The sequence below is a fragment of the Candidatus Eisenbacteria bacterium genome (assembly GCA_005893275.1).
Classification (GTDB): domain Bacteria; phylum Eisenbacteria; class RBG-16-71-46; order SZUA-252; family SZUA-252; genus WS-7.
Genome location: VBOW01000071.1, coordinates 16,369 through 29,949 on the forward strand (window position 1 = coordinate 16,369; position 13,581 = coordinate 29,949).

At 65.2% G+C, this 13,581-nt stretch carries 13 protein-coding genes; all 13 read left to right on the forward strand.

Features of this window, described 5'->3' with window-relative positions; genetic code table 11:
- Nucleotides 1-8: 8 nt before the first annotated feature.
- On the forward strand, nucleotides 9-1,157 hold the full coding sequence (locus tag E6K76_11740) for a hypothetical protein (protein TMQ56980.1): 1,149 nt from the start codon (nucleotides 9-11) through the stop codon (nucleotides 1,155-1,157).
- On the forward strand, nucleotides 1,154-2,125 hold the full coding sequence (locus E6K76_11745; GenBank protein TMQ56981.1) for a hypothetical protein: 972 nt from the start codon (nucleotides 1,154-1,156) through the stop codon (nucleotides 2,123-2,125). Before E6K76_11740 ends, E6K76_11745 begins: the two co-directional genes overlap by 4 nt.
- Nucleotides 2,044-3,645: a methionine--tRNA ligase gene (metG, locus tag E6K76_11750; protein TMQ56982.1), complete on the forward strand. Its 1,602-nt coding sequence runs from the start codon at nucleotides 2,044-2,046 to the stop codon at nucleotides 3,643-3,645. Before E6K76_11745 ends, metG begins: the two co-directional genes overlap by 82 nt.
- Nucleotides 3,642-4,403 (forward strand): TatD family deoxyribonuclease, encoded by a 762-nt coding sequence (locus E6K76_11755; protein ID TMQ56983.1) that lies wholly within the window; start codon nucleotides 3,642-3,644, stop codon nucleotides 4,401-4,403. Before metG ends, E6K76_11755 begins: the two co-directional genes overlap by 4 nt.
- A complete protein-coding gene (gene rsmA / locus E6K76_11760; protein TMQ56984.1) occupies nucleotides 4,324-5,307 on the forward strand; it encodes a ribosomal RNA small subunit methyltransferase A in 984 nt (327 codons plus the stop codon). The genes E6K76_11755 and rsmA overlap by 80 nt, the downstream gene beginning before the upstream one ends.
- Nucleotides 5,304-7,358: a hypothetical protein gene (locus E6K76_11765; GenBank protein ID TMQ56985.1), complete on the forward strand. Its 2,055-nt coding sequence runs from the start codon at nucleotides 5,304-5,306 to the stop codon at nucleotides 7,356-7,358. The genes rsmA and E6K76_11765 overlap by 4 nt, the downstream gene beginning before the upstream one ends.
- Nucleotides 7,358-7,957, forward strand: a complete 600-nt coding sequence (locus E6K76_11770; protein ID TMQ56986.1) for a hypothetical protein — start codon at nucleotides 7,358-7,360, stop codon at nucleotides 7,955-7,957. Before E6K76_11765 ends, E6K76_11770 begins: the two co-directional genes overlap by 1 nt.
- 322 nt (nucleotides 7,958-8,279) lie before the next feature.
- Complete coding sequence (locus E6K76_11775; GenBank protein ID TMQ56987.1) at nucleotides 8,280-8,696, forward strand: hypothetical protein; 417 nt, start codon at nucleotides 8,280-8,282, stop codon at nucleotides 8,694-8,696.
- Nucleotides 8,697-8,793: 97 nt separating this feature from the next.
- A complete protein-coding gene (locus E6K76_11780) occupies nucleotides 8,794-10,089 on the forward strand; it encodes a divergent polysaccharide deacetylase family protein (protein TMQ56988.1) in 1,296 nt (431 codons plus the stop codon).
- A gap of 42 nt (nucleotides 10,090-10,131) precedes the next feature.
- Nucleotides 10,132-10,854, forward strand: coding sequence for a pyridoxine 5'-phosphate synthase (locus E6K76_11785; GenBank protein TMQ56989.1), 723 nt, complete (start codon nucleotides 10,132-10,134; stop codon nucleotides 10,852-10,854).
- Between the two features lie 171 nt (nucleotides 10,855-11,025).
- Nucleotides 11,026-12,267 carry a hypothetical protein gene (locus tag E6K76_11790; GenBank protein ID TMQ56990.1) on the forward strand — a complete coding sequence of 414 codons (1,242 nt, stop codon included), beginning with the start codon at nucleotides 11,026-11,028 and terminating at the stop codon, nucleotides 12,265-12,267.
- A gap of 38 nt (nucleotides 12,268-12,305) precedes the next feature.
- Nucleotides 12,306-13,379, forward strand: coding sequence for a phosphate ABC transporter substrate-binding protein PstS (gene pstS, locus E6K76_11795; protein TMQ56993.1), 1,074 nt, complete (start codon nucleotides 12,306-12,308; stop codon nucleotides 13,377-13,379).
- Nucleotides 13,376-13,581 (forward strand): phosphate ABC transporter permease subunit PstC (locus E6K76_11800; protein TMQ56991.1); only part of this gene is annotated, 206 nt, incomplete at its 3' end. The genes pstS and E6K76_11800, both read left to right, overlap by 4 nt.

Below are 13,581 nucleotides of genomic sequence, written 5' to 3' on the forward strand. Positions count from 1 at the left end.
ATCGAACCATGGCTGCTGAGACTCTCCGCGGCCAGGATGAAGCGTTAACGCTTCTCCGCGCCGCGTTGCAATCCGGTCACATCGGGCACGCCTATCTCTTCCACGGCCCGTCCGGCGTCGGAAAGACGCGGGCGGCGCTCTATTTCGCGCGGGCGCTGCTCTGCGAATCGAAGGGCGAGGACGGCTCTCCGTGCGGCACCTGTGACGCCTGCCACGCCGTCCTCGGGCTCAGACACCCCGATCTCCAGCTTCTTGTGCCGCTTCCGACCTTTTCCTCCGAGGGAAGAACCGAGCGCCAGGCGGAGGAGGCCCGCTCCGAAGCCCGCGCCGCGATCCTCTCCCGGATGGCGACCGACCCGTACTTCCTGCCGATTTTCGCCAAGCCGGGCGTTCATTCGGTGGAGGATTTGGCGCGCGCCAAGCAGTTCCTTTCGCTGACCGCCCGGCGAGAGGAGGGCGCCAAGGTGCTCATCCTGAAACGCGCGGAGGCGATGACGCCGCCGGCGGCGCACGCTTTCTTGAAAATCCTCGAGGAACCCCAGCCCAACCGGGTGCTCATCCTGGGCGCACGCCAGGTGCGCGCGCTCCTGCCGACCATCCAGTCGCGCTGTCTGCATGTGCGCTTCCGCCCGCTCTCGACCGAGACCATCGCGGAGGTGCTCGTGGAACAGAGGGGCATATCCAAGCCCGTGGCCCGTCTCGCGGCCGCCACCGCCGAAGGAAGCCTCGGCCGCGCGCTGCAACACTTCGAGCCTCCCCTCGACGGCACCGGGAAAGCGGTCCTCGATGAGGGGGAGTTCTCGAGACTCAGGGCGCTGGCGCTCGATCTTTTCGTCCACCCCAGAGAGCCCGCCATCTTGGGCCCGCTCCGCAGGGGCCGCCTCGATCGTGACCGCCCGCGATTTCTTGCGGCGGTCTCGCTCGCGCTCCACTATTACCGCGATGTGCTGCGCTGTCAGATCATGGGAGAGCGAGCCGATCTCGAGAACGAGGACCTCCGCCGCCAGGTCGTGGCGGACGCGCGCGCGATCGCCGCGGGATCGCTGACGCAGAGGGTGCGCGTGCTCGAGGAAATCGCCGAGGCGGTCCAGTCCAACGTCACCATCCCCTACGCGGTCGCGTCGGCCCAGTATCGCATGGCGCCGGGTCGGACATGATCGATTCGAGAGGAACCCCGCAGCGCGGGGATCACGCTATGAACGAGCTGATCGAGGTCATTTTCAAAGGACGCCGGCGGGAGTACTTCACGAATCCGCGTGAGATTCCGGTTCAAGAAGGGGACTGGGTCATCGTTCAGGCGGACCGCGGGGTCGATCTGGGGAAGGTCCACCACACGAGCGAGTGGGTGAAGCGCGATGACGCGCCCGCGAAGCTCCGGGAGCTGCTCCGCCCGGCTCAGCCGGAGGATCTCGAGGCGTCCGAGCGGAACCGCGCGAAGGAGACCCGCGCGTTCGAGACGGCGAAGGAGCGGATCATCCACCGCGACGTCGACATGAAGCTCGTGGACGTCGAGTACCAATTCGACGGGAACCGAATCACCTTCTTCTTCACGGCCGAGAAGCGCGTCGACTTCCGCGATCTCGTGAAAGATCTCGCCTCGATCTTTCGCACGCGGATCGAGCTGCGCCAGATCGGCGTGCGCGACGAGGCGGGCCGGATCGGTGGCGTCGGAACGTGCGGGCGGGAGCTGTGCTGCGCGACCTGGCTCCGCCAGTTCGAGCCGATCACGCTCAAGATGGCGAAGGACCAGGGACTCTCGCCGAGTCCTTCCAAGATCTCCGGCGCATGCGGCCGCTTGAAATGCTGCCTGCGCTATGAGCTCGATTTCTACAAGGAGGCGGCCCGCGAATTTCCGAAGATCGGGAGCAAGCTGGTTCTCGCGGGTGTCGAGCAGGAAGTCTCCCGCGTCGACATCTTCCGGCGCACGCTCTTGCTCTTGGATGAAAGCGGGCACGAGACCCCGCTCGCGCTCTCCGAGCTTCCCGCCGGCACGAGGGTCGTCGGGCCGACGCGCGACAGGCGGCGCGGCTGCGACAAGACGAGATGCGGGGCCCGCGGCACGAAACCCGGGGACGGAGAGAGCGTCAAAGGAGCCAAGCTTCAGTTTCCCATTTCGGAAAATTGATGGCGAAGTTCTACATCACCACCGCGATCGATTACGTCAACAACCCTCCCCACTTAGGCACCGCCTACGAGAAGATCGCGGCCGATACCATCGCGCGGTACAAGCGGATGGCCGGGTTCGATACGCGCTTCCTCATGGGAAACGACGAGCACTCGATCAACGTCGAGAAGGCCGCGCGCGAGAGGGGGATGGAGCCCAAGGAATATTGCGACCGGATGGCCGAAGTGTTCCAGGCGGTCTGGAAGCGGCTCGACATCTCCTACGACGACTTCATCCGGACCACGGAGCCCCGCCACGTCCGAGGCGTGCAGGCTCTCTTTCGCGCGATCTCAGCTGCCGGAGACGTCTACAAGGGAAAATACGAGGGCCACTACTGCATCAGCTGCGAGCGCTTCTATCCGGAGAAGGATCTCGTGGACGGGAAATGCCCCATCCACAAGACCGTGCCGCAGTGGGTGAGCGAGGAGAACTACTTCTTTCGTTTGTCCGCATACGGGCCGAAGCTTCTCGAGCATTACCGCGCCAATCCCGAGTTCATCGTCCCTGAAACGCGCCGGAACGAAATCGTGAACGTCGTCGAGAGCGGTCTCGAGGACATCTCGGTCTCGCGCGCGTCGATCGCGTGGGGGATTCCCTTCCCGAACGATCCGTCTCACACGGTCTACGTCTGGTTCGACGCGCTCATCAATTACATCACGGGAGTCGGCTACCCGGATACGAACGGCGACTACTCGCGCTATTGGCCCGCGGATCTCCACGTGATCGGTAAGGACATCACGCGGTTTCACTGCGTGATTTGGCCGGCGATGCTTCTGAGCGCCAAGCTCCCGCTCCCCAAGACGGTGCTCGGCCACGGATGGGTGCAGTTTCAGGGGGAGAAGCTCTCGAAATCGCTGGGGAACATCGTGAACCCGCTCGAGATCGTGGATCGGTGGGGCGCCGACGCGCTCCGTTATTACGTGCTCAAGGAAGTTCCGCTTTTCCGCGACGGCGATTTCACCTGGGAGCTTTTCATCGACCGATACAATGCCGACCTCGCGAACGACTGGGGGAATCTCTTCACGCGCACGGTGTCTATGGTCCATCGCTACCGCGGTGGCCGGGTCGCCGCGGCCGGCCCGATCGAAGGCCTGGGCGACACGATCGCGTCCGCGGTTCGGGATTACATCGAGGCGATGGAGCGGTACGAAATCGAGAAAGGGATCGAGGCGGTCTGGTCGGTCATCCGCCGCGCGAATCGTCTGGTCGAGGAGAAGGCGCCCTGGAATCTGGCGAAAGATCCTGGCCGCGCGGCCGAGCTGGACGCGCTGCTCGCGACGCTCGTGACCGCGCTCCAGCACGCGGCGCTTCTTCTCTATCCGGTCATGCCCGCCAAGGCACGCGAGGTGTGGGCGACGCTGAGGCTCACGCCCTCGATCGAGAAGGTTCGGCTGCCCGCCGCGGGGGCACTGCTCCCCGCCCCCGCATCCGGTGAGCCGCTCGGTCCCTCGAAGCCCCTCTTCCCCCGGATCGAGCGTTGATCGACTCCCACGCGCACCTGGGACGGCCCGAGTTCGATTCGGACCGCGAGGAGGTGCTCTCACGGGCGGTTTCCGCCGGCGTGTCGTTTGTGGTCGAGGCGGGTACCGACGCCGAGTCGAGCCGGCGCGCGGTCGACCTTTCGCGAAGGCATCCCCACGTGCGCGCCGCGGTCGGGATGCACCCCTGCGATGTTCGCGAGGGCCGCGAGGCGGAGATGAAGGAGATCGAGGCGCTCGCGCGCGAGCCGGAGGTCGTCGCAATCGGCGAGACCGGGCTCGACTTCCACTGGAAGGAAAACGCGCCGCCCGACGTTCAAGAAAGGTTCCTGCGGCGGCACATCGCGATCTCGCGGGAGACGGGAAAGCCGCTCGTGCTCCACCACCGCAAGGCCGCCGAGAGGGTCGCGGAGATTCTCGAGGAAGAGGGCTCGCTACCCGCCGGGGGGAGCTTCCACTGCTTCGCGGGGGACCTCAAGCTCGCCCGTCGCGTGCTCGCGATGGGGTTCAAGATCGGAGTGGGAGGCTCGTCGACATTCAAGAAGAGCCCCCTGCCGGCGATTCTCCGCGAGCTCGACCTGGCCGACGTCGTGCTCGAAACCGATTCCCCCTATCTCGCTCCCATGCCTCATCGGGGCAAGCGAAACGAGCCCGCCTACCTCGCTCTGGTCCTCGACCAGCTTGCGGGGTCGCTCGGGGTCGCGCCGGGGGCGCTCGAGGAAGCCACCGACGCGGCCTCGCGAAGCCTCTTCCGTCTCTAGGGCCGGCCGAAGGGGGGCGGGCCGGCGCGGTGCGCCGCCGAGCGCTAGCTCCGCCACGTCCGGCGTGCCCGCGAGGCTCCGCGATCTGGGCGTGCGCCCGAGCAAGCGGCTGGGGCAGAATTTCTTGTGCGACCCGCGGGTCGCCCGGCGGATCGCCGATTGGATCGAAGATCCGCTCGAGCCGATCGTCGAGATCGGCCCGGGGTTGGGCGCGCTTTCAATCGAATTGGCCTCTACTGGCCGCCCTTTCGTCGCGGTAGAATTGGACTTCCGCCTGGCAGAGCACATGGAAGAGGAGCTTCGCCCCTTCCCCAAGGCGCGCGTCGTCCGGGGCGACATCCTGGACCGCCCGGTCGGCGCGCTCATTCCCGAGGCGGGACAGGTGACCGTGGTCGGGAATCTCCCTTATTCGATCACGACGCCCGCGCTCGAGTGGATCCTCGGGCAGAAGGAGCGCGTCGGAAGGGCGCTCCTCATGGTGCAGCGCGAATTCGCGGAGCGCCTCACGGCCAAGCCGGGTTCGAAGGAGTACGGTTCCATCAGCGTGTTCGTCGGCCTGAACGCCCACATCAAGAGATGCTTCCGTGTCTCGCCCGGCGCGTTCTATCCCCGCCCCGAAGTGGACTCCACGGTGCTCGAGGTCACGCCGCGTCCCTATCCCGGCACGAGCGCCGAGGAGCGCGAAGCCGCGTCGCGGATGGCCCGGGCCGCGATGGGGGCGCGGCGCAAGACCCTCGCGAACGCGCTCGCGCGCGGGCTGGGGCTGGCGGCGGGCGAGGCACGCGCGCTTCTCGAGGAGGCGAGGCTCGATCCGGACCGGCGCGGCGAGACGCTCTCGATCCCGGAATTCGCGGCACTCGCCAGGGCGTGGATCGGCCGGGGCCGGCCGGGAGGTGATGGATGAGCGCGTGCGGAATCGGCGAGCGGATGCGGCGCTCCGGCGCCTGGCTCGTATCGCTCACGGCGGGCACCCTGCTTGCGTTCTCGATCCCGAACGGGGCGGCGACCGCGCATGGTGCACCGGGGGGCCCGGACTCTACGCTGGTGCAGTCAAGCCCGTCGCCGGTCGCGTATGAGACTTCCTACAACCGCGATATCTCGAGCGGAACCTGGACGCAGACACTCTTGTACGGTCTCAGCCGCGGACGGATGTCGTTGAGTGCGAGCGGCAGCAACAGCACCATCGATTTCCCCCGCAGCGCCGGGCTGGGCGGCCAGAACGGCGCGATCACCGGGGCCCTGAGTTTTCGTGCGCAGCGGAGCTTGGTCTTCACCCTGAACGGCACGTTCAACCGGGTAGTATCCACCGACCTCGTCTCCGAGACGAGCCAGAGGCAGAACAGGCTCAAGGTCAGCGGCCAATACAACATCAATCCGTGGCGGTCGATGAGCCTGCAAGGGGTTGTCTCGAGCGAGCTCCAGCGAGATCACGGGCTAACGGTGCGCCCGCTGGGGCAGGAACGGCTCCGCCTCCTCACCCGCTACAACGCGGCGGGAGACTCGGTGGGGGTCGACTCGATCTTCGTGCACGACCAGCGGGACTCCACCTATATGTCCGGCCGCCAAGACGGAGCCAGCGTGCAAATGGTGTGGAGTCCTAAGACCTGGTTTCAGGTGACGACCGACGCTTCGGGGACCCGCGTCCACCCTAGGACAACGAGCCACCTTCGGGACTTCGCCCGCGCGCTCGACGGATCTCCGGTGGAGGTGCTCGACCGGTCCCGATTCGAGAGCCCGAACGAGAGTGAGACATACCAGACGAAACTCTCCTATGGCGGAATCCATCGCGTGCTGGCTTGGGCGAATGTGCGGGAAGTCCATAACACCCAGCAATATTTCGACAAGAGCCTGCGCGGTCAGGAGCAGCTTTCCATCGATCAGCGTGGCGGGCTTCTCCACGCGGAGTTCGCCCCGATGGTTGGCGCCCAGATCGCGGTGGAGGGCTCAATGAATCGCTCGTTGAGCGAATATGCCCTTCGGGCGAACCGGTCGAGCCTCGTAACTTCTCAAACCATGCAAACCTCATTCAACTTCTCTCCTTCCAGCGGATCGCGGGCGAGCGCCGTGCTCAACCTGGATCGCAAGAAGAATGAGCGGCAGGCGACCGGCAATGGGCTCAACATCTCCCGATTCCTGCAGGTCAACGGTGCCTACAGACTCTCCCCGCGTCTCGCCCTGGATGCGGCTGGGACGGTGTCGCTCTTTTCTTCTCAATATGTGGATTCGACCCTCGACCAGGACAACCTTCGCACGTACGTGAACATCGGTGGCGGCTACGTCGTCTCGGCGCGCTGCAGCACGACGGTTCATTTCTCCACGACTCAAGGCCACGCCATCGCGATTGATCGGTCCCGGTCCGGAAACAACAACATTCAAAGCACGTATCAGATGGACGCCTCGCTCAGGCTCGGCGTGAGCCCAACGCTGACCATTGCCCAAGGCTATCTCCTGAACGTCGTATATCAGATCTACGATGACTCGCAGGCCGAGTCTCGAAACGTGCTCAGTCGGATCCGCCGCATAGACACCACCGTGACCGATTCGATCTTCCGCGTCGCGACAATTCAGATGACCCACAACTTCCTGTTCCGCGACAGCGGCTCGTTCACCAGGCCCATCGGCGGCGGAACTCGCGAATACAACGTGGGAAGCGAAACGTACCAACAAACCCTGGGAGCCACGCTCGGAATCATGCCTATGGCCGGGGTGCAACTTTTCGTGACCCAAAGCCTCGGCAACACGAAGTCCCACTTTCCGGCGACAAATACCGGGACCGTGGACAACCGGTGGAATCTGGCAGTCGGTGCGACGGTGGAGCGGACGCTGATGGGAGGCGCGGCCCTGAGGGGGTCGGCACAGCACATCGGGGCTTACACTGAACAGCGGAATCCGGGCGATCCGCTGAACGAACAAGACGACTGGATCGCCGGCGTCACGTTCCACAAGGACTTCTGATGAGGCGCGCCACAGCGGTGCGCGCGACGGTCCTGGCTCTGGCGCTGATGTCGCCTCAGATGCTCGCCTGCGGCCTCTTCAAGCCGCGCGATGTTCGTCCCGGCGGCGGGGCCGGCGTGGTGTGCCTCACGCCCAACACGCCGGACGACGTCGTTTCCAACGTGCTCGCGAATTACGCCTCTTCCGTCGGCCTGGATTGCTATACCGCCATGCTGGACACGGCATTCGCTTTTCACCCCGACGATGCGGACTCCATCGCGGCGGCCGACACAGTATACGCAAACTGGACGCGGACCGTCGAATCGAATGTTGCGTCGCTCCTTGCGGGGAATGCCACCTTTCACAAGACGTTCTTCGACTCCATGTACGCGACGACAGTAATATCTCCTGGCCCTCCACGCACGGAGGTGCGCTACTACGCCTATCATCTAATCATCCATGCCTCGCAGGCGGCTCCGGACACGCTCTTCAGCGGCCGCGCCGATCTCACGATTGTCCAGGGTTCCGACGCCCAGTGGCACATCGTGAACTGGCAGGACAGGCGGGACACGTCCGGCGCAAGGACGTGGGGGTACTTGAGGCGCCTCTATCGATTCTGACTCCAAGCCGCGGAGGTCTCGGGGCGCGCGATTTGGAACCGCTGACCTCCATCAGGGTTGATTCCAGCAGGGTTGATTCCAGAGTCCATTTCAGGTAGGATCAATTGTAGGCGACCAGCCAAACGAGGCACACGCGATCCTGTCCGCTATCCGCGACACCATCTCCCTTCGGTGCTGTAACGTAACGCGATGCAGCCAGCTGGCAGTAGCGTTGGTGTTCTTGAGTGTGCTCTTCTCGGGGTGCATCTTCAGCCCCATCAAAGGCAAAGGCGGTGGCCCGCCTCCCCCCCCGATTTACAAGCCGCCTACAAGTCCTGAGTGGGTGCTGGGAAACCTCGCCACCGCATACCAACATCGGGACCCGGCGGCATACGACACGCTCTTCGACCTGAACTATACCGGCATGACCATTGACCAGAGCAATCCCGATTCGGTCAAGAGCTATAATTTCACGAAGGCGGATGAGGTCGAGCACATCTGGGGGCTCTACCGCAGCACCGCAGTTGTCCAGTTGGAGCTCACCCCTAGGCTGATTCGCTACACCGATCTTGGGGATCCGCCTGGGTGGACCGTAATCCAGAACCCTATAGACAAGCTGTTAATCTCCGACAATCCTGACTCCTACACGATCACGCGGGATAAGGAGACGATTGAGTTCCACTTCAAGCCCAAGACCCCCGATCCCAGCTCACCCACCGACACGACGTGGACCATTGGGCGCTGGACGGAAATCCGCTGACTCGCCCCGCCCCCCTTCCTTGACACCCCCGGACCCCCGCACCTAGAATCCGCCCGGCAGGCAGCACCGCGTTCACCGCCGTTACCGACCGAAAACCTTGGCTCGCAAGAAACGCGGTCCCCCGCGCAAAAGTCGCCGCGCGCCCTCGCGCGGGCTCCTCATCGGCATCGTCGTGGTGCTCACAGGGGTCACGGTGCTCCTTGCGCGTACCCATGCCCCGATCCCGCGTATCCGCCCGACACCGCCTCGGACCGAGGACGCAGGCGCGAAGCCGCTCATCGTTGACTCCGATTGGGACCGTTTCCGTCTCAGGATCGAATCCGAATACCTGCGCAACGTCCGGGGCGGAGACCGCGCGGGGCTCCTTCGTCTGACGAGCCGCACGCTCCGGGGTGCCCTCGAGGAAATCGGCATCGACAAAAGCCGGATCGAGGAGCGCACAGCCGCGCCTGCCGCCGCAACCACCGACGACAATGCAGCCGGAGCTTCGCTCGGCCCAAGCCGCGCGCCGATTCAATGGCACATCCAGGTGCCGCGCCGCGCCTCGTTGTATAAGATCAACGACGCGCTCACCCAGGCGATGCTGCTTCTCGGCGGCAACGTCATCCGGGGCGTGGAGAGACCGGGGCCGCTCGCGGGTGTGCTCCTGGATCTCCGTCTTGGGTTCGGCAAGCAGGTCACACATTCGATCGTGGTCGAGCCGAGCGAGGCGGTGGCGGACCGGGGTGCCCAGATCGCGCTCATCGTGACCGACCTCGACCAAAGCCCGGTCGCGGTCTATCGTTCGTTTCTCAAGAGCCCGGTCCTGTTCTCCGTGGCGCTCCGGCCCGATAAGCCCGAGGCCGCGCGGATAGGCCGGGAGGTGCGCCTCGAAAACCACGAAGTCCTCTTGCACCTGCCGATGGAACCCAAGGGCTACCCCCGCGTCGATCCGGGCAAGGATGCGATCCTTCTCGATCTTTCCCGCATCGAGATCGAGGACCGGATCACGCGATGCCTGTCCGAGGTCGGCCCGGTGCAGGCCGTCGTGAGCAGGCTCGGGAGCGCCGCGCTCAACGACCCGGACGTCGTACGGGCGGTCCTGGACGAATTGAAGCGGCGCGATCTCCCCTTCATTGACGCGCACGTCTCGGGGCCCAGCATGGTGGAGGAAATCGGGGAGGAAACTGGAGCGCGCACGCTCACCGTCGCGGCGACCCTTGACGGCGACCGCGCGGCGGCATCCGCGGTGCGGGATCGGATCAAGGAGATCGTTGCGTCCGCCGTGCAGCACGGCTCGATCGTCGTCGTGGTGAGACCGAGCACGCTCGTGCTCGATATCCTGCAATCCGAGCTGCCGCGGATCAAAGCCCAAGGCGTGGAGCTGGTGCCGATCTCGCGGGTGGCGCTCTGAGGCGCGGCGACCCATGACGCTCCATCGCGCGATCCTCCCGGCATGACGACCGAGCTGAGCGTCAACGTCGACCACGTCGCCACGCTTCGCCAGGCCCGCGGCGGAGGCGAGCCGGATCCTGTCGAAGCCGCGGTGCAAGCCCTCGACGCGGGCGCTTCGGGCGTCACCGTCCATCTTCGGGAAGACCGGCGTCACATCCAGGACGATGACGTGGCCCGTTTGCGAGCGCTCCGCCGGGGAATCCTGAACCTCGAGATGGCTCTCACCGAGGAGATGGTGGGAATCGCGGTTGCGCTGAGGCCCGACCGCGCCACGCTCGTTCCCGAGCGGCGGCAGGAGCTGACCACAGAGGGCGGCCTCGATCTCAACCGCGATCCGGCCCGGGTTCGCGAAGGCTGCGCGCGGCTCAAGCAGGCGGGGATCACCGTGAGCCTCTTTCTCGATCCCGATCCCAAGACGATCCATGCGGCGCAGGGCATGGGCGCCGTCATCGTCGAGATTCACACCGGCGCCTACGCGAACGCCTGGGGAACGGCGGCCGCCGAGCGCGAGCTCGCGCGAATCCGGGCCGCGGCGCTCGAATTGGAGAGACTCAAGATCGAGCCGCACGCCGGGCATGGGCTCAACGTGAAAAACGTCGGGCCGCTCCTCAAGATCTACCCCTTTCCTGAAATGAGCATCGGGCACTCGATCATCGCGCGCGCGGTCTTCGTGGGCATGGCCCAGGCTGTTCGCGAGATGATGGAATCGCTCCGGCGCGCCTAGCCTTGCCGCAGCCCCGGTCGCGGCCCCGCGATCCCAGCCCCCGCGTTACTCCGAAGTCAGGAAGCCGTAACACCCCCGTTACAACCCCAACCTACTCTTTCTCCTGAGCAACAGGGGCCGCTCCCGAGATGGAGGGAGCGGGATGATCACCGAGACAGGAGAGGAGAGGGAATGAGAGGACGCGAACTGATCGTGGCGGCGGTGGTGACGTTTCTGATTCCGTTGGGAGCGCGGGCTCAGGAGCCTCCGCGAGCCGTTCCCCAAAGCCTGACACAAGGGGCCTCGCAGACCGTGGCTCTCGCTGATTCGCAGGCGGTTCCGCAGAACACCCCGCCCACCGGAGCCCCGGTGGTCCCGGAGGGGGTTCCTCTGACGCCGCCGCCCATCCCGGTTCAGCAAACGGAACCCGACTTCCCCCGTGGCCGGATCAGCGGCTACATGTTCGGGGACGCCTACTACAACGCGGGCGGGGATCCGGTTCACACCTATTCCGGCTCCACCGATCTGGGCAAGGTCAACGTCGACGGAAACGGACCCATCACAAAAGACCTGAACGGGATCCAGCTCCGCCGCGTTTACTTCCAGCTCGACAACGACCTCTCGATCAAGTTCTCCACGCGATTCCGGCTCGAGGTGGATAGCAAATCACTCACATCGGACGGGAAGCTCGGGGTCTTCGTCAAGGCGGCCTACCTCCAGGTCAAGAATCTTGTCCCGCGAGGCAACTTCTTCTTCGGGGAGATCTCGACCCCCACATTCGAGAACTCCGAAGAATTCTGGCAGTACCGCTCGATCGAGAAGACGATCGCCGACTTCCGCGGCATCTCGCCCTCCGCCGACGTTGGGGTCGAGATGAAAGGGTTCGCGGACGCCGCGCACAAGATCGGCTACTCGGCGATGGTGGGGAACGGCCAGGGGCAGAAGCCCGAGAACAACCGGTACAAGCGGTTTTACTTCAGCCTGCCCCTGAGCCTGATCCGCGACCTCAAGCTGGAGCCGTACGTGGACTATGAGGCGGGCGTCGCGGGGGCCGACAAGGCGCTCTACAAGCTCTTCGCCGGCTACGAGCTGAAGCGGGGCGCGATCGGCGCCGAGATCGTCGACCAGATCCTCCACTCCTCGACCGGTCCCAACACCGAGCCGCTCGGCTTCTCCGTTTTCGGCCGGATGAGCGCGTCGCCCATGGTTGCAGCCTACGCCCGCTACGACCGGTGGCAGGCCAACACGCGGGCAGCCAACCGGGTCGATTCGGATCTCTATATCGCGGGGCTCGATTGGCAGCCTTACAAAGACGTCCACGTGATGCCGAACGTGGAGGCGACCCAATACCGCGCGCGAGGAACCGCAATCGCCCCCGCGCACCACGACGTGCAGGGCCGGCTCACCTTCTATTACAGATTCAGCAAACCTTGACGGCCGTCCCTAAGACCCAAAGGAGGATCCACGTGAATATCGACCGAAAGACTCTCTGGCTGACCCTCTTCGCGCTGGCGGTGGCCGGCTCGCCGCTCGGCTCCTTCGTGCCGGCGGTTCAAGCTTCGACGGCCTCGGTCGCTCTCACGGGCGCCGGCGCGACATTCCCGTATCCGATCTACTCGAAGTGGTTCGACATGTATCACGAAAAGACCGGGATCCAGATCAACTACCAATCGATCGGGAGCGGCGGCGGGATCCAGCAGGTCAAGGCGGGCACCGTCGATTTCGGCGCCAGTGACGCCGCGCTCTCGGACGCCCGCTTGAAGGAGATGCCGCGGAAAATCCTACATGTCCCCACCGTGGGGGGAGCGGTCGTGATGGCGTACAACCTGCCCTCGCTCAAGCAGCCGCTCCAGCTCACGCCGGACGCCATCGCGGGCATCTACATGGGGAAGATCACCACGTGGAACGACAAGCGTATCGCGGCCTCGAATCCGGACGTCGCCCTTCCGGCGGCGCCGATTCTCCCCGTGCATCGCTCGGACGGGAGCGGAACCACGAACATCTTCACGACCTACCTGTCCGCGGTGAGCGCGCCGTGGAAGGAGCTCGTGGGCGCGAACACGTCGGTGAGCTGGCCGGTCGGAATCGGCGGCAAGGGAAATGAGGGGGTATCCGGGCTGATTCGTCAGACGCAGGGCTCGATCGGATACATCGAGCTCGCCTACGCGAAGCAGAATCGTCTTCCGGTGGCGCACGTGCGGAACAGGAGCGGAACCTTTGTCGAGCCCACGCTCGCCTCGACCACGGCCGCGGCGGAAGGCGCGTCGGCGCTCCTCGCGAAAGACGTCCGCACCCCCATCGTGAATTCCCCCGCGCCGGACGCGTACCCGATCTGCGGGCTCACGTTCCTTCTCGTCTACCAGGATCAGAAGGATCCGGTGAAGGGGCGTGCGCTCGCCGAGTTCATCGATTGGGCGATCCACGAAGGTCAGGAGGTGGCGGCGTCGCTCGACTACGCCAGACTGCCGGCCGCCGTGGTGAAAGTGAACGAGACAACGCTGCGCAAGCTCACCGTCGCCGGGAAGCCTCTGCTCGCCGACCGGTGAAATCCGCCCGCATCACGGCCGACGGCGTCTACCGCGCCACCCTGGGCGGCGCGGCAGCCCTCGTTTTTGTGGTCGTCGCGCTCATCGTCTTCGAGACGGCCAGGGGCGCGGGGCTCTCGATCAAGACATTCGGGCTCGGGTTTCTCACGGGCACCGCGTGGGACCCGGTGTCCGAGAAATTCGGCGCGCTTCCGTATGTCTA